The sequence below is a fragment of the Shewanella sp. SW1 genome (assembly GCF_025653545.1).
Taxonomy (GTDB): domain Bacteria; phylum Pseudomonadota; class Gammaproteobacteria; order Enterobacterales; family Shewanellaceae; genus Shewanella; species Shewanella oncorhynchi.
In genome coordinates, this window is the sequence record NZ_JAKKSG010000001.1 from 255,335 (window position 1) to 276,794 (window position 21,460).

At 45.5% G+C, this 21,460-nt stretch carries 23 protein-coding genes; 21 read left to right on the forward strand and 2 right to left on the reverse strand.

Annotated elements, in window-relative coordinates; genetic code table 11:
* Positions 1-63 precede the first annotated feature (63 nt).
* The gene (mutH, locus tag L5M71_RS01210; protein WP_131523041.1) at positions 64-735 is read right to left on the reverse strand and encodes a DNA mismatch repair endonuclease MutH; all 672 of its coding nucleotides are present in this window, start codon (positions 733-735) and stop codon (positions 64-66) included.
* Positions 736-1,425: 690 nt separating this feature from the next.
* Between mutH and rppH the strand changes: the two genes are divergently transcribed.
* The 10 genes from rppH (at position 1,426) to L5M71_RS01260 (ending at position 10,159) form a co-directional block, all read left to right on the forward strand.
* Entirely contained in the window at positions 1,426-1,950 is a 525-nt protein-coding gene (rppH, locus tag L5M71_RS01215; RefSeq protein WP_006080762.1) for an RNA pyrophosphohydrolase, read from the forward strand.
* 23 nt (positions 1,951-1,973) lie between these two features.
* Positions 1,974-4,208 carry a phosphoenolpyruvate--protein phosphotransferase gene (gene ptsP, locus L5M71_RS01220; protein ID WP_263140500.1) on the forward strand — a complete coding sequence of 745 codons (2,235 nt, stop codon included), beginning with the start codon at positions 1,974-1,976 and terminating at the stop codon, positions 4,206-4,208.
* Between the two features lie 52 nt (positions 4,209-4,260).
* Positions 4,261-5,061 carry a sulfite exporter TauE/SafE family protein gene (locus tag L5M71_RS01225; RefSeq protein ID WP_028760835.1) on the forward strand — a complete coding sequence of 267 codons (801 nt, stop codon included), beginning with the start codon at positions 4,261-4,263 and terminating at the stop codon, positions 5,059-5,061.
* A 42-nt stretch (positions 5,062-5,103) separates the two neighbouring features.
* Entirely contained in the window at positions 5,104-5,913 is an 810-nt protein-coding gene (gene lgt / locus L5M71_RS01230) for a prolipoprotein diacylglyceryl transferase (RefSeq protein ID WP_263205996.1), read from the forward strand.
* Positions 5,910-6,704 carry a thymidylate synthase gene (gene thyA / locus L5M71_RS01235; RefSeq protein ID WP_263205999.1) on the forward strand — a complete coding sequence of 265 codons (795 nt, stop codon included), beginning with the start codon at positions 5,910-5,912 and terminating at the stop codon, positions 6,702-6,704. The genes lgt and thyA overlap by 4 nt, the downstream gene beginning before the upstream one ends.
* Positions 6,705-6,821: 117 nt before the next feature.
* On the forward strand, positions 6,822-7,991 hold the full coding sequence (gene nhaA / locus L5M71_RS01240) for a Na+/H+ antiporter NhaA (RefSeq protein ID WP_198572137.1): 1,170 nt from the start codon (positions 6,822-6,824) through the stop codon (positions 7,989-7,991).
* Positions 7,992-7,993: 2 nt separating this feature from the next.
* Positions 7,994-8,380 carry a hypothetical protein gene (locus tag L5M71_RS01245; RefSeq protein ID WP_105249860.1) on the forward strand — a complete coding sequence of 129 codons (387 nt, stop codon included), beginning with the start codon at positions 7,994-7,996 and terminating at the stop codon, positions 8,378-8,380.
* Between the two features lie 115 nt (positions 8,381-8,495).
* On the forward strand, positions 8,496-9,404 hold the full coding sequence (gene nhaR / locus L5M71_RS01250; RefSeq protein ID WP_028760830.1) for a transcriptional activator NhaR: 909 nt from the start codon (positions 8,496-8,498) through the stop codon (positions 9,402-9,404).
* An 85-nt stretch (positions 9,405-9,489) separates the two neighbouring features.
* A complete protein-coding gene (locus L5M71_RS01255) occupies positions 9,490-9,738 on the forward strand; it encodes a succinate dehydrogenase assembly factor 2 (protein WP_028760829.1) in 249 nt (82 codons plus the stop codon).
* Complete coding sequence (locus L5M71_RS01260) at positions 9,719-10,159, forward strand: protein YgfX (protein ID WP_105249859.1); 441 nt, start codon at positions 9,719-9,721, stop codon at positions 10,157-10,159. The genes L5M71_RS01255 and L5M71_RS01260 overlap by 20 nt, the downstream gene beginning before the upstream one ends.
* A gap of 34 nt (positions 10,160-10,193) precedes the next feature.
* Here L5M71_RS01260 and nadB read toward each other — a convergent pair whose 3' ends face one another.
* Positions 10,194-11,807 carry an L-aspartate oxidase gene (gene nadB / locus L5M71_RS01265; protein WP_028760827.1) on the reverse strand — a complete coding sequence of 538 codons (1,614 nt, stop codon included), beginning with the start codon at positions 11,805-11,807 and terminating at the stop codon, positions 10,194-10,196.
* Between the two features lie 190 nt (positions 11,808-11,997).
* Here nadB and rpoE point away from each other — a divergent pair, with 190 nt between their 5' ends.
* The 11 genes from rpoE to acpS all read left to right on the forward strand — a co-directional run bounded on the left by rpoE (position 11,998) and on the right by acpS (position 21,356).
* Complete coding sequence (gene rpoE / locus L5M71_RS01270) at positions 11,998-12,576, forward strand: RNA polymerase sigma factor RpoE (protein WP_028760826.1); 579 nt, start codon at positions 11,998-12,000, stop codon at positions 12,574-12,576.
* Positions 12,577-12,617: 41 nt separating this feature from the next.
* A complete protein-coding gene (locus L5M71_RS01275) occupies positions 12,618-13,244 on the forward strand; it encodes a sigma-E factor negative regulatory protein (RefSeq protein WP_263160821.1) in 627 nt (208 codons plus the stop codon).
* 12 nt (positions 13,245-13,256) lie between these two features.
* Positions 13,257-14,189 (forward strand): MucB/RseB C-terminal domain-containing protein, encoded by a 933-nt coding sequence (locus tag L5M71_RS01280; RefSeq protein WP_028760824.1) that lies wholly within the window; start codon positions 13,257-13,259, stop codon positions 14,187-14,189.
* 10 nt (positions 14,190-14,199) lie between these two features.
* A complete protein-coding gene (locus tag L5M71_RS01285; protein WP_105249858.1) occupies positions 14,200-14,673 on the forward strand; it encodes a SoxR reducing system RseC family protein in 474 nt (157 codons plus the stop codon).
* A gap of 166 nt (positions 14,674-14,839) precedes the next feature.
* A complete protein-coding gene (gene lepA, locus L5M71_RS01290; RefSeq protein ID WP_028760822.1) occupies positions 14,840-16,630 on the forward strand; it encodes a translation elongation factor 4 in 1,791 nt (596 codons plus the stop codon).
* A 183-nt stretch (positions 16,631-16,813) separates the two neighbouring features.
* Complete coding sequence (gene lepB, locus L5M71_RS01295) at positions 16,814-17,731, forward strand: signal peptidase I (RefSeq protein WP_028760821.1); 918 nt, start codon at positions 16,814-16,816, stop codon at positions 17,729-17,731.
* Between the two features lies 1 nt (position 17,732).
* Entirely contained in the window at positions 17,733-18,413 is a 681-nt protein-coding gene (rnc, locus tag L5M71_RS01300; RefSeq protein ID WP_012088603.1) for a ribonuclease III, read from the forward strand.
* On the forward strand, positions 18,410-19,426 hold the full coding sequence (gene era / locus L5M71_RS01305; RefSeq protein WP_263206003.1) for a GTPase Era: 1,017 nt from the start codon (positions 18,410-18,412) through the stop codon (positions 19,424-19,426). Before rnc ends, era begins: the two co-directional genes overlap by 4 nt.
* Positions 19,427-19,454: 28 nt before the next feature.
* Positions 19,455-20,165 (forward strand): DNA repair protein RecO, encoded by a 711-nt coding sequence (recO, locus tag L5M71_RS01310; RefSeq protein WP_212599987.1) that lies wholly within the window; start codon positions 19,455-19,457, stop codon positions 20,163-20,165.
* A gap of 70 nt (positions 20,166-20,235) precedes the next feature.
* Entirely contained in the window at positions 20,236-20,973 is a 738-nt protein-coding gene (gene pdxJ / locus L5M71_RS01315) for a pyridoxine 5'-phosphate synthase (RefSeq protein ID WP_263206005.1), read from the forward strand.
* Positions 20,973-21,356 carry a holo-ACP synthase gene (acpS, locus tag L5M71_RS01320; protein ID WP_263206007.1) on the forward strand — a complete coding sequence of 128 codons (384 nt, stop codon included), beginning with the start codon at positions 20,973-20,975 and terminating at the stop codon, positions 21,354-21,356. Before pdxJ ends, acpS begins: the two co-directional genes overlap by 1 nt.
* Positions 21,357-21,460: the final 104 nt, after the last annotated feature.

Genomic DNA, 21,460 nt, shown 5'->3' on the forward strand with positions numbered 1-21,460 from the left:
GTCACCTTAGTGCCAGTGAAATTTGTGATCTGGATCAATCCAAGTCCATATCGTTACTAAAAATTAACCAAATACCTTATTAAGTATCATAGCAGTGAAACTGGTCTTTAAATAAAAGCCCCTAGGGTTGGTCATTTTGAGGCTACCATCTTCGGCAATGCTTTGTGTTAACGCCTTACTATTAGCGGCCTTAGGGCGCAATTGCAGCACTTCGCCGTGGCGCGCTGTAAGCCTCTCTACTTTTCCGAGGGCGATAAGCTCCATGATCTCTTCCCAATCCTGTTGCAGTAATTGCAACTCGTGCGGATCTGGTTCCCACAATATTGGTGTACCTATACGGCGCTCACCCACAGGAATATGCCTCTCTCCTTCAACGGGTACCCAAAGTACTCGCTGTAACTTATGGCAGACTAAGCTGTTTTGCCAGGTTAATCCTTGGATATTCGATAGCGGCGCCACGCAGACATAAGTGGTCTCCAGCGGTCGCCCCTGTGTATCAATGGGGATAGTTTTTAGCTCGACCCCTAAATGTAGAAAATCTTGCTCAGGTTTAGAACCCGCCGTTGCGCCTAATTCCATTTCGATTAATTGACCGACCCAACCTTTATCGCGTTTAAGATCCTTGGGGACACGAATGCTTCTTTGGCTGGCTATCTGCGCCAAACTCACGCCCGCCATCATGTTGGCACGTTCGAGTAGTTCAGATAGATTTTCGGGGGGGATAATTCGATTCATGGCTGGATTTTACTTAAAAATAACCGCTTAGCAATGGTGGTTAAAAAACGAGCTCTACAGGGTGGGTTAACTTGTACCGAATGTTTTTATTCTAAGTGACTGATTTTCAATTTTATATCCGTGTTCCCCCCCGTTTTGCAAAAAAGTGTTCAAAGTTACTCTCTGCTTTCCCTTGCGTTCCCCACATACTTATCCACAGATATTATGGATAACTCAGTAAAGTGAGCCTCTTAACCTAATAAAAATCCTAAGTCAATGCGAATAAAGTGCATTTATTCTGGCTTTTGTGGACAGTTGTGGACACTATTTGTGTATAAAGTTGAGTAATATCGCGAGAATGATATAAATACTTCTTGCTGGTCAAATAATGAGCTTTATTGGTTTTTTAGTCTGAAATAAATTGTGATTAACGTGCAAGTTTATGAATTTGTTTGCTATTAAGTTTTAACTCTAAATTTTAAAAACGATGGCAAATAGATGTTTTTTGAACGTTATAACAAGTTCACCTGAGTTTCAAACAGAGATATCCACAGAAAATGTGGATATCCCCGGATTCCATCCCCTAGCATTGTTGATAAATGTCTTTTAAGTCAGATGTTATCCAAAGCTTAGGATAAAATAGAGGTTTGCTGAGAGACTAGCTTTATGAAACAATCAGTTTATTAAAATTTAATGTGATTTGGAGTCCATGTGATTGATAGCGACGGCTTTCGCGCAAATGTGGGCATTATAATTTGTAACAGATATGGCCAAGTCATGTGGGCTAGACGTTTCGGTCAACACTCATGGCAATTTCCTCAAGGTGGCGTCGATGATGGCGAGACAGCAGAAGAGGCTATGTACCGTGAGTTGTATGAAGAAGTGGGCCTAAGACCTGAACACGTGCATATATTAACCTCGACCCGTTCTTGGTTGCGCTATCGTTTGCCAAAGCGTTTAGTGAGGCAAGACAGTAAACCTGTGTGTATCGGGCAAAAACAAAAGTGGTTTCTGTTACAACTGAAAAGCCAAGATAGTGCGATTAATTTGAGTTCTTCTGGGCATCCTGAATTTGACGATTGGCGCTGGGTAAGTTATTGGTATCCTGTGCGGCAAGTCGTGTCATTTAAGCGTGATGTTTATCGTAAGGTGATGAAAGAGTTTGCGGTAACGGCATTGTCATTCCAAACCCTAGAAATACCTAGGAAGCGGGGAAGACAAAAAACAACGGGCTGATTTTCAAAAGAGGATTGAAAACAGTGTTAAATACGCTTAGGGATATTACTCAGGCTGTGGCATCTGCCCACAGTTTGGAAACCGCATTAGAAATCTTAGTTTCATCGACTAAAGCGGCGATGGAAACCCAATGTTGCTCCATCTATATCCTAGAAGAGCAAGAACTCGTGTTATCTGCAACCGATGGTCTTGAAAAAAGCGCCGTTGGTCGAGTACGTATGCCGCTGACTGAAGGTTTAGTTGGACTCGCTGCCCAGCGAGAAGAGGCCGTTAATTTAGCTGATGCTCGGCTTCATCCAAGGTTTAAGCTTTTTCCTGAAGTCGCCGAAGAAGAATACCGCGCTTTTTTAGCTGTACCTATTATCTACCAGAAGGCTGTGGTTGGGGTGATAGTGGTACAGCAGGCGAGTGCTCGTCAATTCAGTGAGGGCGAAGAAGCCTTCCTGATGACCCTCGCCGCCCAATTAGCGATGGCAGTGCGTGGGTTAAAACAAAAAGCACAAGTCAGCTCCCATCATCAACAAATTCTGTTTCAAGGTACTTCAGCGTCAAACGGTATCGCCATTGCGTATGCCTTCGTACTTGGTGGGGAAATCCCCCTTGAACAGCCTGAGGTGCGTTCTGACGATATTGCCTATGAATCGAGTCGCTTAACCACGGCTATGGTGCGTTGTAAAGAAGCGATAGGTGCCTTATCTCAACGGTTTGATCGCGAGCAAGATGACGAAGTTGTCTCCATTTTCAATGCATTACAGTTACTGCTTGATGATGCTAGTTTAGGCGGCGAATATACCCGTGAAGTGCAATTAGGCTGGGCTGCTGAGTCGGCGGTGAGTCGAGTGTCTCTACGTTATATTCAACAGTTTTTAGCAATGGAAGACCCTTACCTTAAGGAGCGGGCTAGCGATATTCGTGACTTAGGTCAAAAAGTATTGCGCCAACTTATTGAGCCAGAACGTCTAGAGCTTGAGCCTGATAAACCTGTAATCCTCATTACCCGTGAAGCCGATGCGACTATGTTGGCTGAGTTCCCAAGGCAAAAGCTTGCGGGTATTGTCACTGAGCTTGGTGGCGTAAACTCCCATGCCGCCATTTTAGCCCGTGCCTTAGGTGTGCCTGCTATTACAGGTGTAGAGCAACTGTTATCTGCCAATATTGACCAAAAACTTTTAGTCGTCAACGCAAGCCGTGGTCAGTTATTGGTGTCGCCATCACCTGCGATTGTCGGTGAGTATCGTAGCCTGATTTCGGCACAAAAAGCCTTGCAACGCCAGTATGCCCAAGAATTAGCGCTGCCTTCTGTAACCTTAGATGGTTCACGTATTCGCTTGTATCTCAATGCGGGATTACTCAGTGGTGTGGCCTCTGAAATTGCAGAGGGCGCCGACGGTATTGGGCTTTATCGCACTGAAATTCCTTTTATGTTGCAACAGCGCTTCCCGAGTGAATCTGAGCAAGTTAAAGTCTATCAACAGGTCTTATCGGCAGCGTCCGGTCGACCTGTGGTGATGCGTACTTTAGATGTGGGGGGCGATAAACCTTTACCGTATTTCCCGATTAAAGAAGACAATCCTTTCCTTGGATGGCGCGGTATTCGCTTGTCTCTGGATCATCCTGAGCTGTTTTTGGTGCAGTTACGGGCCATGCTACAGGCTGGGGGAGACGGTAAACAGTTAAGTATTTTGCTGCCTATGGTCAGCAACTTAGATGAAATCGATCAATCCTTAGAATATTTGCAACAAGCCTATGTCGAATTAAAAAACGATGTTAACAGCGACATAGTGATGCCACGAATAGGCATTATGCTCGAAGTGCCTGCCATGTTATATCAGTTGGATGATGTGGCAAAACGAGTGGATTTTGTCTCTGTTGGTAGTAATGATTTAACCCAATATTTGCTGGCTGTTGACCGTAATAACCCGCGTGTGAGCTCGTTATTTGACAGTTATCATCCTGGAATATTGCGGGCTTTGCATCAGGCGCACCTAGATTGTCGATACCATAAACTCGATATTAGTATCTGTGGAGAGTTAGCGGGCGAACCTATGGGGGCCATTTTGCTGGTGGCTATGGGATACGATCAGTTGAGTATGAATCAGGGCAGTTTAGCGCGGATCAATTATCTATTGCGACGTGTTGCGCGGGCCGATTTAGATCAATTACTTGCTAAAGCGCTGAGCCTACCAAACGGCTTCCAAGTGCGTGAGCTGGTTAAAGAATATTTGACCCAGCAGGGTCTCGCAACAATTCTTAATTAACTAATGCCGTGTTAAGCTAAGGCCCTCAATTTATCACGCTGTAGGTACTCGTGTGGATAGTTTGTTGTTGGTGTTCTTTATTTGCTTGGCTTTAGGCGCATTTGTCGGCTTTATGGCAGGATTATTAGGTATCGGTGGCGGCTTGATTGTAGTGCCGGCACTGCTTTATATTTTGCCATCGGTCGGTATTAGCTCTACTCAGCTCCCCCATATTGCAATTGCCACTTCGCTAGCAGCCATTATTCTCACCTCTATTTCGTCGGCACGTGCCCACCATAAGCGTGGCAATGTGCCTTGGGATTTATTCAAATCAATGTTACCGGGCCTGATTATAGGCGCGCTGGCTTCAGGTTTTATTGCTGAGCGTATTCCCGCTGATAAGTTACAACAAGGTTTTGCCATCTTTGTGATTTTAATGACAATTCAAATGGCTTACCCCGTTAAGGCCGAATCAAATCGTCAATTACCTAATTCAGTAGTGCTTTTTGTTGTATCGGCTTTTGTTGCGGTTTTGGCAGGTTTGACCGGGATAGGTGGCGGTATACTGATAGTGCCATTTTTGACTTTTTATGGTTTACAGATGCGTCAAGCCGTGGGGTTTTCTGCTGCGATGGGTTTCTTAATCTCTCTTTCTGGCAGTTTCGGCTATATTATTGCAGGTATGAATGCCCCTGAGTTGCCCTATGGTACCTTAGGCTATATCTATTTACCTGCATTGTTTGGTTTAGTAATCACTTCTGTCTTGATGGCGCCTGTGGGGGTAAAAGCGGCGAGCACTTGGCCAACACCTGTACTTAAAAAGATATTTGCATTGTTACTTCTATGTGTCGGCCTTAAGTTAATTCTGACCTAGTTTTTATGTTTATCTCAGTTTGAGGCTGCTAATGGATGTGTTATGGCGTTGAGTTTCCCCAATATCGATCCCGTGATCGTTTCATTTGGACCGTTTAATCTTTTTGGACAAACCTTTGAACCGGCACTACGTTGGTATGGTTTTACCTATTTAGTCGGATTTGTTGCGACTATGTGGTTGTTGAACCGCCAAGCCGACCGTTCAAAGGGGATATGGACGCGGGAGCAAGTTTCAGATTTACTCTTTTATGGTTTTCTTGGGGTGATTTTAGGTGGCCGTATCGGTTACGTGCTTTTTTATCATTTCGATTATTTCCTCGCCAGTCCCCTATATTTATTTAAAATCTCTGAAGGTGGCATGTCCTTCCACGGCGGTTTGATGGGCGTGATTATGGCTATGCTTTATATCGCGTGGAAACAAAAACGTACTTTTTTTGCTGTCGCCGATATGGTGGCACCTGTTGTGCCTATTGGTTTAGGCGCTGGTCGTATTGGTAACTTTATTAACGGCGAGCTTTGGGGACGAACCACTGATGTGCCTTGGGCTATGGTGTTTCCAACCGGTGGGCCTGACCCACGTCATCCATCCCAGTTGTATCAGTTCGCCCTTGAAGGCGTAGCATTATTCCTATTACTTTACTGGTTTAGCAAACGTACCGATAAAGTCGGTGCCGTCTCTGGTATGTTCTTAGTCGGTTACGGTATGTTCCGTATTATGGTTGAAACTGTGAGGCAACCCGACACACAGTTGGGGCTCTACTGGGGATTTATGACTATGGGGCAGATACTCTCTGTGCCTATGGTGTTAATCGGTTTGTACTTGATTTTTCGTAAGCAAGGTAAGCAGCAATGAAACAGTATTTAGACTTAATGAAGCACATATTAGCCGAAGGCGTGGATAAATCGGATCGCACAGGTACTGGGACTCGCTCGGTATTTGGCTATCAAATGCGCTTCAATTTGAGCAAAGGTTTTCCTTTGGTGAGCACCAAAAAATGCCATATGCGCTCTATCATCCATGAATTGCTGTGGTTTCTGAAGGGTGAAACTAACGTTGCCTATTTACGCGAAAACAAGGTCAGCATTTGGGACGAATGGGCCGATGATAATGGCGATTTGGGCCCAGTTTATGGTGCCCAGTGGCGCAGCTGGCCAACCCAGAGTGGTGATGCTATCGATCAGATTTCGCAAGTTATCGCCCAGATAAAATCTCAGCCAGATTCTCGCCGTCTTATCGTTTCTGCGTGGAACGTGGGCGAACTGGATAAAATGGCTTTGGCACCGTGCCACGCGTTTTTTCAGTTCTATGTAGCCGATGGTAAATTATCTTGTCAGCTGTATCAGCGTAGTTGTGATGTGTTTCTTGGTTTGCCATTTAATATTGCCAGTTATGCTTTGTTAACTATGATGGTCGCCCAGCAATGTGACTTGGCCTTAGGTGATTTTGTGTGGACGGGTGGCGATACCCATTTATATTCTAATCATATGGAACAGACGGCACTGCAGTTAAGTCGTGATCCAAAACCGTTGCCGACCATGACTATTGTACGCAGACCTGAGTCGATTTTTGACTATCAATTCGATGATTTTGAATTAACAAACTACGCTCCACACCCTCATATCAAAGCCCCTGTTGCTGTGTGATGTATGTTTTTTAACCTAACACTTCGGGATAACCGAGGTGTTAGGGAGAAACTTACGATTATATTTGTTATTACAATTCGTCTACACTCAATTCATTATGATTTTTAGGAGTGCAAGATGGAAAAAGCAATTAGAAATTTTCTGAGCCAAGAGTCGGCTGGCGGTATCCTGTTATTGGTTGCTGTTGTCTTAGCCATGCTGATGGCCAATTCCCCCTTATCTGGACTTTATCAAGGCTTTTTAGGCACTGACGTTCAAGTCAAAATTGGCGAGCTCAATATACACAAGCCACTCATCCTGTGGATAAACGATGGCTTGATGGCCATATTCTTTTTGCTGATTGGTTTAGAAGTGAAACGTGAGTTACTTGAAGGCGCCTTATCGAGTGTCGCTCAAGCTTCCCTGCCTACCTTTGCTGCCATTGGCGGCATGTTAGTCCCTGCTGGTGTGTACTTACTGTTTAACTATGGTGATCCTGTCACACAGGCGGGCTGGGCGATTCCTGCCGCGACCGATATTGCCTTTGCCTTAGGTATTATGGCACTGCTCGGAAGCCGCGTTCCTGTTTCACTGAAAGTCTTCTTACTTGCTTTAGCTATCATCGATGATTTAGGCGTCATAGTGATTATCGCGCTGTTTTATAGTACTGACTTATCAACCATCAGTTTAGTGATTGCCAGTTTAGCGATTGCGGGCTTGGTTGGGTTAAACCGCAAAGGGGTTACCTCACTTTTACCCTATGGCATCTTAGGGTTAATCCTTTGGGTTGCCGTACTTAAGTCTGGAGTGCATGCGACTCTGGCTGGCGTCATCATTGCTTTTTGTATTCCATTGCGGGCAAAGGATGGCAGTTCACCCTCAGAAGGCTTAGAGCATAGTTTGCATCCTTGGAGTACTTTCCTCATTTTGCCAGTGTTTGCTTTTGCCAATGCGGGCGTTTATGTCGGCAATATGAATTTGGAGACGTTAATTTCTCCTGTTCCTGTTGGTATTGCATTGGGCCTGATGTTAGGTAAGCCAATCGGTGTAATGTTATTTAGCTTTATTGCGGTGAAACTAAAATTAGCGCAATTGCCCGATGGCGTAGGTTGGAAGCAAATTGCCCCCGTCGCGGCCATGTGCGGTATTGGTTTTACTATGTCTATGTTTATTGCGTCGTTAGCCTTTGAACATGCAGACCCTATGTACGGTGACTTAGCACGCCTAGGGACCTTAATCGGTTCGATTATGGCAGCGTTAGTCGGGTATTTCTGGTTATCAAAAGTGTTACCTAAGAAAGGAGTATAACTATGATAAAGTTGAAATTAATGGGAATAGCAACGCTCTTATGTTTATCGACAACCGCGACGGCATCGCAAATTTCGGCCTGTAATCAGGATGCAAACTCGCAGACTTGCCAAAGCTATCTTGAAGGAATAGTGGATGGCGCTTTGATGTTTAAATCTGATTCCTTAGGGGCGAGATTAGAAACTAATGGTTATGAATCGAGGGCACTTAAGTATCGCGGTGGTAAACGTTTCCAAGAAGCGAATCGAACCTATTGCGCCGAACGTATTCCAGAACGTAACGTTTTAGTTTCAGGAGTCACTGAAGCGGTAAGTCTGGGGAATGCTGCCGATTTGGAGCAGTTACAAGGCATAGTTACTAACTTACTCGACTGCCAGCGTTTAAAGTAACTTGACTGGGAATCATCAGGTTTTTAATCATCTGATTTTAAACTAATCGAGTTTAAAATAACACAGTAACCCCTCAGCGCTTTGGCGTTTGAGGGAGCATTAACAGCGGGTTAGCATGCTGCACTTAAATTATAACCACTTGTATTATTTTTGGATGATTAAGAAAAAGGGCTCAGTCGCGAAGGCGGCCGAAGCCCTATGTTTGACGCCGCAAACGATAACGGGGCAAATTCGTGCCTTAGAAGATAGGTTAAACGGCAGTCTGTTCAAGCGAGTCGGGCGGACATTGGAGGCGACAGAATTAGGTGAATTGGTTTTTCGCTACGCCGATAAGATGTTTAGCCTTAGCTATGAAATGCTCGATTTACTTAATTATCAAAAAGCGGATGCCATGTTATTCGAGGTGGGTATTGCCGATGCCTTATCTAAAGCTTTAGTCAGTCGAGTGTTATTATCTGTAGTGCCTAATGACAATTCTATGCACTTAGCCTGCTATGAGGCGACTCACGAGAGCCTAATGGCGCGTTTACGTGAGCATAAACTGGATATGATCCTTTCGGATTGTGCAGGTGAGTCACTGAAATACCCTGAAATTTTATCTAAAAAATTGGGCGAATGTGGCGTGAGTTTTTTCTCCGCTGAGACTTATAGCGCAGATTTTCCTGCCTGTTTAGAACAAGGCCAGCTATTAATTCCTGGCCGCAGAACATCACTTGGACAACAGCTATATCGCTGGTTTGACGAGCAAAACCTTAAAGTCAGTATTTTGGGCGAGTTCGATGATGCGGCCATGATGAAAGCCTTTGGTTACCTTAAACGAGGTATTTTTGTCACACCGTCGATTTATCGCCAAGAAGTGATTTCCCATGGTATGAATTTGCTCGGTGAAACCACCGATGTGAAAGAGGAATACCATGTGATGTTTGCCGAACGTATGATCCAACATCCTGCGGTAAAGCGATTATTGGATACTGATTTCAGCGATCTCTTTGAGGGGCTCGATACTCAAGTACAACAATGCTAATTTTGTGAGTCAATATGAAGGGTTAATCGACACTTTAGTCAGTGAACTGATAGACTAATGCCAAATCTGTGTTGGGAGAAATACCTTGGAATTAATGAACATCGCAAGGGTTCGCTGGGCATGTCGCCGTGGGATGCTGGAATTAGACGTCTTGCTTCAACCTTTTGTTGAAAACTTCTATCAAGAAATGTCCGATGAAGATAAAACCGTGTTTATCCGTTTGTTGGAATGTGAAGATCCAGAATTGTTTGCTTGGTTTATGGGCCATGAAGTGTGCCCTGATACTGAACTGGCTCGTATGATAGTAAAAGTCCGTGGAAGACCGGCACCATAGTTTCAGCGTAAAAGCCTCTTTCGACCAACGACTCTCGTTGGTCGTTTTTATTGGCGTTTGTTCTAGCTCATTTCTGCTTTGGCCCCAAAGCGACATTATCGCCTTATCTCTGCTTAAATATTTGTTTATCGTACTTGTCAGTATTTTTTTGCTGTCGCAGTTGTGGCGACTGCAGCATTGGCGTTTAGATTTTGTGCTGAGTGATAAAGGCGAGGGACGTTTGTCAACGGGGGAACACTTTCAGGTACTAAAACGCACTTGGGTCACGCCCTTTGTTTGCTTGATTTATATCGAAGTGGATACTCAGCTGCGGCTCTTGCTGGTTTGGGCTGATATGTTAAATGATACTGACTATCGGCATTTATGTCGGCTGTTGCTGCGGGCTAAAATGCAACAGACTAAACCTCATTCTGAGATTTAGTCTGTTTATGATGAAGTCACCTATGCGTATGCGGTTACTTTTCTGGTAGTAAAATAGTCGGGCGAGGCGCGTCTAATTTCTCTGGATGATCGATATTAAAATGCAGCCCACGGCTTTCTTTACGCTCCATGGCACAGCGAATAATTAATTCGGCCACTTGCACTAAGTTACGTAATTCGAGCAAGTTATTGCTAACCCTGAAGTTACTGTAATATTCCTGAATTTCTTGCTGTAACATCAGGCAGCGGCGCAGTGCTCGCTCCAGACGTTTATCAGAGCGTACAATTCCAACGTAGTCCCACATGAATAACCGCAGCTCGTGCCAGTTATGGGCGATGACCACTTCCTCATCCGAGTTCGATACTTTACTTTCATCCCATGCTGGAATTTGTCCCGGGATTTGAATTTTATGCAGTTGGCTTTCTATGTCCTGTGACGCCGCACGGGCAAACACTAAACATTCGAGTAGTGAGTTACTCGCCAGACGATTGGCGCCATGTAAGCCCGTATAGGCAACTTCACCAATAGCATAGAGACCATTGAGATCCGTCTGACCGTGCATATCTGTCATTACACCACCGCAGGTATAGTGAGCAGCGGGTACCACAGGAATCGCATCTTTAGTGATATCGATTCCTAGATCTAAGCAACGGCTATAGATGGTCGGGAAATGCTTCATCACAAAGTCAGCATCTTTATGGCTGATATCGAGATAGACGCAATCAGCACCCAGACGTTTCATCTCGTAGTCGATGGCGCGGGCAACGATGTCACGGGGAGCGAGCTCAGCGCGTTCATCAAAGTCCGGCATAAAGCGGCTGCCATCTGGACGACGCAGATAAGCCCCTTCACCACGCAGGGCTTCGGTGAGTAAGAAGTTGCGCGCATCTGCGTGGTACAAACACGTTGGATGGAATTGGTTGAACTCCATATTTGCCACGCGGCAACCTGCACGCCATGCCATGGCAATACCATCACCACTAGCGACATCGGGGTTTGAGGTATATTGATAAACCTTAGAGCTACCGCCTGTTGCTAACGCGACAAACTTAGCCTTAACGGTTTCGACGTGCTCTTCATTGCGATTCCACACATAAGCGCCTAACACACGATTACCTGGGCGATTTAACTTACGGGTGGTGATGAGGTCGATGGCGTTATAGCGTTCTAAAACTTGAATATTGGGGTGGGCGAGTGCGCGTTCTTGCAGTGTCGTTTGCACTTCTTTGCCTGTGGCATCGGCAGCGTGCAGAATACGTCTGTGGCTATGGCCGCCTTCACGGGTTAAATGGTAAGGTGCATCTTTTGCGTTCCCGTCTGTGGTTTCTTCTTTATCGAAGGCGACGCCACATTCGATAAGCCATTGCATCGCACTCTTGGCATTTTCAGCCGTGAAAGTGACAACGTCTTTGTCACATAAACCCGCCCCTGCGATTAAGGTGTCTGCAACATGGGATTCGATAGTGTCACTTTCGTCGAAGACGGAGGCGATACCGCCTTGGGCGTAGTAAGTCGACCCTTCCGAGAGTGGGCCTTTTGAAAGCAGAATTACTTTTGCTTTTTCAGCAAGATGCAAAGCTAGTGTCAGACCTGCGGCACCGCTACCTATGACTAATATGTCAGATTGGTGTTCAACTACTTGTTTCATCGGGTATCATGATGTGACTGAAGAGTGCCAACTATGGTAAACCAACTCACCGATTATGGGTACTTTCCTTTTTACCTTACTTTTTTTGTATAATTTTTAGAACTTTTTCAAAGCCCGCGAGTCTACATAAGTGAATATGATTCGAGCGACTGAGAAATCAGCATTTTAGATTTAGGAGAAGTCGGCTCGGATGAGTGGACAATTAAGTGATCAACAATTAGTTGAGCGCGTACAACAAGGTGATAAAAACGCTTTTAACCTGTTAGTGCTTAAATATCAAAGTAAAGTCATTAGCTTGATATCCCGTTATGTACGGAACCAAGCGGACGTTGCTGATGTCGCACAGGAAGCGTTTATCAAAGCTTACAGAGCTTTGCCAAACTTTCGCGGTGAAAGTGCATTTTATACTTGGTTGTACCGCATCGCAGTAAACACTGCGAAGAATTATCTCGTATCACAGGGGCGTAGAACGCCTGCGAATGATGTTGATGCAGAAGATGCCGAATATTACGAAGGCAGTGACGCGCTGAAGGAGTTTGCCTCCCCAGAACGGCTAATGTTATCGGATGAAATCAAAAAAGTGATTTTCGATACATTAGAGACCTTGCCTGAAGAATTACGAATGGCCATCTCATTGCGTGAACTCGATGGTATGAGTTACGAAGATATTGCCATAGTCATGGATTGTCCTGTCGGGACCGTAAGATCACGTATCTTCCGAGCACGAGAAGCAATCGATAAAAAGCTCCAGCCTTTGCTGGAAGCCTAAATTCTTATTTTAAGAAACCCTTATATTTAGACAGGTGAAAAATGGATAAATTAGGTCAAGAATGGGTATCTGCCGCAGTCGATGGAGAGACTGATGCGCAGACCATGGCAGAGTTATCTGCTGATACACATTCACATGATAAATGGCATAACTATCATATGATAGGCGATGCCATGCGTGGCGAGTTGCCGCAGAATATTGTGTTAGATCTCTCTGCTAGCATTGCTGCCGCCATTGAGCTTGAGCCAGCGATAGTTGCGCCTAAGCATCATGCGTCTAACGTTGCTGCACCTGTAACGCCACAAATTGCCGCCAATTCGGAGCAAAGCCGCGTCGTACCTTTATTTAAGCAATTTGGTCAATATGCCATTGCTGCGACGGTTGCTATGTTTGCGATTGTGGGTGTGCAGAATTACAATCAAACCGCCGATGATGCCGCGTCACCATCGCCCGTGTTAATTACAAGGCCGCTTATTGGTAGCGCATCACCTGTGAGCCTACAAACCGGTCCTGTACAACAGAATCAAGGCTATACCAATGATCAGGTGAATGAGCAACGTCGCCGAATTAATACTTATATCCAAGATCATATGTTGCAACAACGATTGAATACTGGTGCGGTTGTAGAGGACAATACCGAGGTCGTACCCGTTCCGGTCAATCAATAACGAGGAGTTAGCTTGCGTCTAATCCTGTTGGCTTTATTAGCCTTGGTCTTTCCTGCAACCGCGCAGGAAGACATGCCTGCCAAAGCTTGGCTCGAGAAAATGAGTCAGGCTTTACGAGAGAAAGAGTTTAAAGCATCGATTATTCAACTTCAGGCCGATCATATTCGGCCTTTGGTTTACCTGCATGGTAAGGTGAATAATCAAGAAGTTGCCTTTCTAGAATACCTTAACGGTCCACCCAAAAATGCAGTGCGTGTCGGTAATCGTGTCACCTTTATTGAGCACGATGAGCCTGCGTATAGTATCGTTTCTAATCATATTCAAGGTGTCTGGCCTGCTGCTTTCTCTGCCAATATGGCGGACTTAGAAGTGGGTTATCAGTTTGTACTCGGTGGCCGTACCCGTATCGCTGGGCGTCCGGGGCAGATGATCCGCCTGTTGCCTAATGATGAATTCCGTTATGGCTTTCAAATTTGGCTTGATATGGAAACCTATCTGCCGCTGAGATACGACATGCTGACTCAAGATAAGCAATTACTTGAGCAGATCATGGTGATTGAACTCATTGAATTCAGCGAGCCGCCAGCTATTTTGCAAGAGGCCTATAAGCAAGAGTGGCCGGCAGTTATCGATCAAGCCGAGCGCCAAGACGGTCAAAACTGGCAATTTGCTTGGTTACCCGCAGGTTTTACTGTGGTAGTGCGCGACCACCATAGATTAATTGGCAGTCACGAAGCGGTGGAATACATAGCACTGACCGATGGACTGGCAAATATTTCTGTTTATGTGGCGCGTGCGGGCACAAGTCCATTGCCTGAAGAATTAATTACCCGTAATGGCTTGTCATTAGTCTCAGAAAAAGTCGGTAATGCCGAAGTGGTTGCTGTGGGTAAAGTGCCGACAGAAACCTTAACGCGCATTGCTAAAAGTCTGACGCTAGAATAGGACGCCGATTATGATGGAAGAAATTGCCAGAGTCGTCTCCAGTGATAGTCAAGGCTGGTTGACGGTTGAAGTGGAACTTAAGAGTACCTGCAAGAGCTGCAGTAACAGTGAGTCTTGCGGGACCTCTGCTGTCGCTCAGGCTTTTTCCTCGAAAACCCAGCAATTTTCTATTCAGAGTGACCGCCGCTGTGAGGCTGGTGAATTACTCAAATTAGGCCTTCCCGAGAGCGTGATCCTCAAAGCAGCAGCATTAATCTATTTAATGCCGCTGTTTGGCCTGTTTGTCGGCGCGGCGTTAGGACAATTTTTAGGCCAGTTGCTTGAGTTTAATCCTAACCTAGGTGCCATGGGCTTTGCGGCCGTTGGTGCCTTGATTGCGTGGTCTTTTGGTAAGCAACAGGCCAAACGTTTAGAAGTTGATGCTCAGCCTGTGATTTTGGCCTATTTAGGTAGGAGCATCAATTTAAACGAATTAGCTCAATAATTTCAATGTGTTATTTTTTATCAAATAACAGCTAACTGCGGTTTTGGACGTTGTTTTATCGGCCTGTCTTAAGTAGGAGTGAATGTGATTGGTATTGAAACCGCAATCAGGTACAATTTCGCTCCTTTGAACCGTATCCATTTTCAGTATTAGTCATTGCAGCATAATGAAACAAATTAGAAACTTCTCAATTATTGCCCATATCGACCATGGTAAATCGACGCTATCAGATCGTCTTATTCAGGTTTGTGGCGGTTTAACCGACCGTGAAATGGATTCTCAAGTTTTAGATTCTATGGATCTAGAACGTGAGCGTGGTATTACGATTAAGGCACAAAGTGTCACTTTGGATTATAAAGCCAAAGATGGCCTTGTCTATCAACTCAACTTTATTGATACCCCAGGTCACGTTGACTTCTCCTACGAGGTCTCGCGCTCATTAGCTGCCTGTGAAGGTGCTTTGCTGGTGGTTGATGCGGGTCAGGGCGTTGAAGCTCAGACACTGGCAAACTGTTATACCGCGCTGGATATGAATCTAGATGTGGTACCCATTTTAAACAAGATTGACTTACCACAAGCCGATCCGGAACGTGTTGCTGCCGAGATTGAAGATATCGTCGGTATTGATGCGATGGATGCTGTGCGTTGTTCGGCTAAAACCGGTGTCGGTGTCGATGAGGTTTTAGAAGTCATTGTTGCCAAAATTCCACCGCCAGAAGGCGATCCTGACGCACCATTGCAAGCCTTGATCATCGATTCTTGGTTTGATAACTACTTAGGCGTAGTGTCGTTAGTGCGAATTAAACACGGTAGCCTGAAAAAAGGTGACAAGTTTAAGGTCATGTCTACAGGGCAAAACCACACTGCGGATCGCGTGGGTATTTTCACGCCAAAACAAACTGACAAAACTGAACTTAAAACCGGTGAAGTCGGCTTTGTGATTGCGGGTCTGAAGGAAATTCACGGCGCGCCCGTGGGCGATACGTTAACTTTAGCCAAAAATGGTGCTGAAAAGCCGTTACCTGGTTTTAAGAAAGTGAAGCCACAGGTATACGCTGGCGTATTCCCAATTTCGACCGACGAATATGAAAACTTCCGTGATGCGCTGAACAAACTCAGCCTGAACGATGCGTCATTATTCTTTGAACCTGAAAGTTCATCTGCACTCGGTTTTGGTTTCCGCATTGGCTATTTAGGCCTGCTCCACATGGAAATCGTACAAGAGCGTTTAGAGCGTGAATATAACCTAGAGTTGATCACCACTGCGCCAACCGTAGTGTACGAAGTTGTCATGACCAGCGGTGAAACGATTTACGTTGATAACCCGTCTGATCTGCCTGCGATTAACAACATTGAAGAAATGCGTGAGCCGATTGTTGAGGCCAACATTTTAGTGCCAAAAGAATACTTAGGTAACGTGATTACCCTGTGTATTGAAAAACGTGGCACCCAAGTGAACATGGTTTACCACGGTAACCAAGTGGCTGTGACTTACCATCTGCCAATGGCGGAAGTGGTCATGGACTTTTTCGACCGTTTGAAATCCACTAGCCGTGGTTATGCATCACTCGAATATAACTTTATTCGTTTCGATCCTGCAGACATGGTGCGTTTAGATATTCTCATCAACGGCGACCGAGTCGACGCCTTGGCTATGGTTATCCATAGATCAAACATTCGTCACCGTGGTTTAGCTTTAGTGGATAAGATGAAAGAACTTATTCCACGTCAGATGTTTGATATTGCGATTCAAGCGGCGGTGGGCAGTCAAATTATTGCCCGTTCAACCGTGAAAGCCCTGCGTAAAGACGTAACGGCTAAGTGTTATGGCGGCGACGTTTCTCGTAAGAAAAAACTCTTAAATAAACAAAAAGAGGGTAAGAAACGGATGAAGCAAGTAGGTAACGTTGAGGTGCCACAAGAAGCATTCTTAGCGGTACTTAAGCTAAACGAGTAATCGTTAGCATAAGAAGTGACAATTTAGTTGACTATTGCGCCGCTGTTTGCGGCGCTTTAGTTAGGTTATCGCATTGGTTTATCACTTTGGTTTACCAAGGTCGAATACGGTAAGTTAACTAAAGTATGATATTCGCTGAGTTAGGCACCTTTAATTATTTTTAAGGCAGGAGTTCAATAAGCAATGGCAGCGTATTTTTCCATTATTCTAGTGCTAATCACCCTGATCTCAGGACTTATATGGTTAGTCGATGTGCTCGTTTTCGCGCCAAAGCGTCGTGAGAGTTTAGCGTTAGCAAAGGCATCACAAGCGAATTTAACTGAAGAAGCTGAGTACCAAATCATTCGTGAGTCGACCATAGTCGAAACCGCGCACTCTATCTTCCCTGTGATTGCCTTTGTGTTGATCCTACGTTCATTCATTTATGAGCCATTTCAAATCCCATCGGGCTCTATGATGCCAACCCTCTTAGTGGGCGACTTCATTCTGGTGGAAAAATTTAGTTATGGGCTTAAAGATCCCGTATGGCGAACCAAGTTGGTTGAAACTGGCGAGCCCAAACGCGGTGATGTGGTGGTATTTAAATATCCTGAAAACCCTGCCATTGACTACATTAAACGTGTAGTCGGTTTGCCGGGTGATAGAATTATTTACCGTAATAAACAGTTGATGATCCAAAAGGCTTGTGGTGTTGAGCAAACAGCTTGTCCAGAACCGCAAGTTATCGCCCGCACAGAGATCAGTCGTGGTGATTACAGCCAAGATGGTGTGCCATTACTGCGTTATAAAGAGGAATTGGGCGATGTTGCCCACGATATTTTGATCAACCCAAGTCGACCTGACATGCTGGGGTATTTTAAGCGCGAAGGTAATTTACCCGCGGGTGAGTTTTTAGTGCCAGAAGGCCATTACTTTGCCATGGGCGATAACCGCGATAACAGTACCGACAGTCGTTTCTGGGGCTTTGTGCCAGAAGAAAACCTGGTCGGTAAAGCGGTAGCGATTTGGATTAGTTTTGAATTTGACCGTTCAAAAGCCGACTTCCTCCCAACTTGGGTGCCTAGCGGTGTGCGTTTTGAGCGTGTAGGTGGAATTAAATAGCATGGAACCGATTAAAAATTTGCCACGTTTGTGTCGTACTTTAGGTTATGAGTTCAAGAATATTGAGCTTTTGACTCAAGCGCTGACCCACAGAAGTGCGGCAAATAAGCATAATGAGCGCTTAGAGTTTTTAGGTGATTCAATTTTATCTATCGTGATTTCTGATGCTTTGTATCATCAGTTTCCGAAGGCAACCGAAGGCGATTTAAGCCGGATGCGTGCCACCTTAGTTCGCGGTGATACCTTAACTATCATCGCCCAAGAGTTTAAGCTCGGCGATTATTTATATCTCGGTCCTGGCGAGTTGAAAAGTGGCGGATTTAGACGCGAGTCGATTCTTGCCGATGCGGTTGAAGCCATTATTGGCGCCGTTTACCTTGATTCCGATCTCGAAGTTTGCCGTGCATTACTGTTGAAATGGTATGCCGAGCGTTTGGCCGAAATCCAACCAGGGATCAGCCAGAAAGACGCTAAGACATTACTGCAAGAACATTTACAAGGGTTTAAAAAGCCGCTGCCTGATTACCAAGTAATCAACATAGAAGGCGATGCCCACGATCAGACATTTACCGTTGAATGTCGTATTGAAGACTTGAGCCAAAGCGTCATTGGTGTGGCGAGTTCACGCCGTAAAGCCGAGCAAATCGCGGCCGCTCAAGTATTGGAGTTACTAAAGAAATGACCAAAAAAACAGACTTGTCAGGTATCGATGCTGCAAAAGCGGCAACTGAGCCGAGTTTAGATGAATTACTGGCAAGGATGAATGCGGCCGCGCCAACGCCATCGACCCAATACGATGTCACTTATTGCGGCATGGTGGCGATCATTGGTCGCCCTAACGTCGGTAAATCAACGTTAATCAACCGTTTGCTTGGTCAGAAGGTAAGTATTACTTCTAAAAAGCCACAAACCACGCGCCACCGTATCATGGGTATTCATACCGATGGTCCGAAGCAAATCGTGTTTATCGATACACCAGGTTTACACATAGAAGAGCAGCGGGCGATTAACCGCCTGATGAACCGCGCTGCAGCCAGTTCGCTTGCCGATGTGGCTATGGTGATTTTCGTGGTTGATGGCATGACGTGGACCGCCGATGATGAGATGGTGTTGAGTAAATTACGCCGTGGCGGTGAAGAGCGTCAGACAATTCTGGCGATCAATAAAGTCGACAATATCAAAGACAAAGAATCGCTATTCCCGTATTTGGAAGAAGTCGCCAAAAAATATCCTTTCGATGAAATTTTGCCGATTTCTGCCAGTAAAGGCACTAACGTTAAGCGCATTTTAGAGCTAGCGGCGGCGTCTATTCCTGAAGGACCTTTCTTCTTCCCTGAAGACTATGTTACCGATCGTTCGCAACGTTTTATGGCGTCGGAAATTGTGCGTGAAAAACTGATGCGCTTCTTAGGTGATGAATTACCCTATGATGCGACAGTTGAGATTGAACAGTTCAAGATGATGGAAAATGGCGTTTATCAAATCAATGCCTTGATCCTTGTTGAGCGTGAAGGTCAAAAACGTATGGTGATTGGTAGCAAGGGCGAACGTATTCGTACTATCGCAACTCAAGCTCGCTTAGACATGGAGACCTTGTTTGATAATAAAGTTTTCCTCGAAGTGTGGGTGAAAGTGAAATCCGGTTGGGCCGATGATGAACGCGCCTTACGTAGCTTAGGTTACGGCGACGATTAAGCATTAATTCTAGCGAGCGCGCTTACCGATGAAACGTGGTTACGTTTTACATCATCGCCCATATCGAGAGTCCAGTGTCTTAGTTAACCTCTTAGTTGACGGCATTGGACGGGTTGATGTGGTTGCCCGAACCGGCAGCGGTAAGCGCTCTATCAAGAGTATTCTCCAGCCCTTTCAACCGCTGATCTTCGAATTTAGCGGTAAGTCAGAATTAAAAACCTTAACTCAAGTCGAAGCCGCTGCGCCTGCTGTGCCTCTTTCTGGCCAAAGTTTGTTTGCTGGTATGTATATCAATGAGTTATTGGTTCGCACTTTGTCTGTACAGCACAATGCCGAAGAGTTGTTCCTCATTTATCATCAAGCCTTAGTCGGCCTTGCCGCGAAGTTTTGCCAATCCCAACTGCGTTATATTGAGCTTGCCTTGCTGCGGGAATTAGGTTTTATGCCTTCTCTTAGCCGCGATACTCAAGGTGAACCACTCGTACCTGACGATTATTACCAGCTCGTGCCTGAGTTAGGTTTTCAATTTGTGCTCAACTCCCGTGCTCGCAATGCCTATCAAGGGGCAATGTTGACGGCGCTTAACGATAACCAGCTCACCGAAGCACATTTTTTGAGCGCTAAGTTGTTGATGCGCTCCCTGTTGACGCCATTACTCGGGACTAAACCTTTGTTGAGTCGACAATTGTTCGTCAGCACTGCCGTACCAACTAAGATTGATGGGAATAATTCGCCCTAGCTCCTGTTTTTTAGCGTGAGCCTAAGTACAATAGGCCGCAATATCAGCGTTAAACATTAAGGAGTTCCCGATGAGCCGTATCTTATTGGGCGTGAATATCGACCATATTGCTACTCTGCGCCAAGCCCGTGGCACCAGTTATCCTGATCCTGTGCATGCTGCTGCCGTTGCTGAACATGCTGGCGCCGATGGCATCACTATCCATTTGCGTGAAGACAGACGCCATATCATAGACCGCGATGTATATCTGCTGGCAAAAACCTTGAAAACCCGCATGAATTTTGAATGTGCTGTGACCGAAGAAATGCTTAACATCGCCTGTGAAATTAAGCCGACCTATGTCTGTTTAGTGCCAGAAAAACGTCAAGAAGTCACCACTGAAGGTGGCTTAGATGTGGCGGGGCAATTAGATAAAATCACTGCAGCAGTGACTCGTTTAGCTGCTGAGGGTATTCAAGTCTCCTTATTTATCGATGCCGATAAAACTCAAATTGATGCCGCTGTTGTCTCTGGCGCACCGCTTATTGAAATTCATACGGGCTGTTATGCCGATGCTAAAACGGAAGCAGAAGAAGCCACTGAGTTAGCGCGTATTCGCGAAATGGCAAAATACGCCCATGGCAAAGGTTTAGTGGTTAACGCGGGTCATGGTTTGCATTATCACAACGTGAAACCCATCGCGGCGATTCCTGAGTTATATGAACTCAATATCGGCCATGCGATTGTCGCACGTGCCGCCATTGACGGTTTAGCGACAGCAGTGAAAGACATGAAAGTGTTAATGCTTGAAGGTCGTCGAGGCGAATAATGGCGATTGTCGGCCTAGGCACAGATATCGTCGAGATTGAGCGTATTCAGGTCCATGTGGCGCGCGCAGGTGACAAGCTCGCTAGACGTGTGCTGACCGAGGCTGAGTTAGCCATTTATACTGCCCATAGTCAGCCAAGTCGTTATCTTGCCAAGCGTTTTGCTGCAAAAGAAGCCGCAGCCAAAGCCCTCGGTACGGGTATTGGCCGCGGCGTGTCGTTTCAGCATATTCACATTGGCAACAATGAGGATGGTGCACCGACGATTCACTTTACCGAGGGGGCGCTTACGCGCTTACAGCATCTTAAAGCGACGGTTGGGCATATCTCTATTGCCGATGAAAAATCCTATGCGATTGCGACGGTAATCATAGAGTCTCAATAAACCCGAGTTTGCGTCTGTTGGTGGTAAAAAAGGAACCTTAGGGTTCCTTTTTTCATTTCTGGATGGGTATCTAAATAAATGCAAAATCAGTGAATGCAACAATT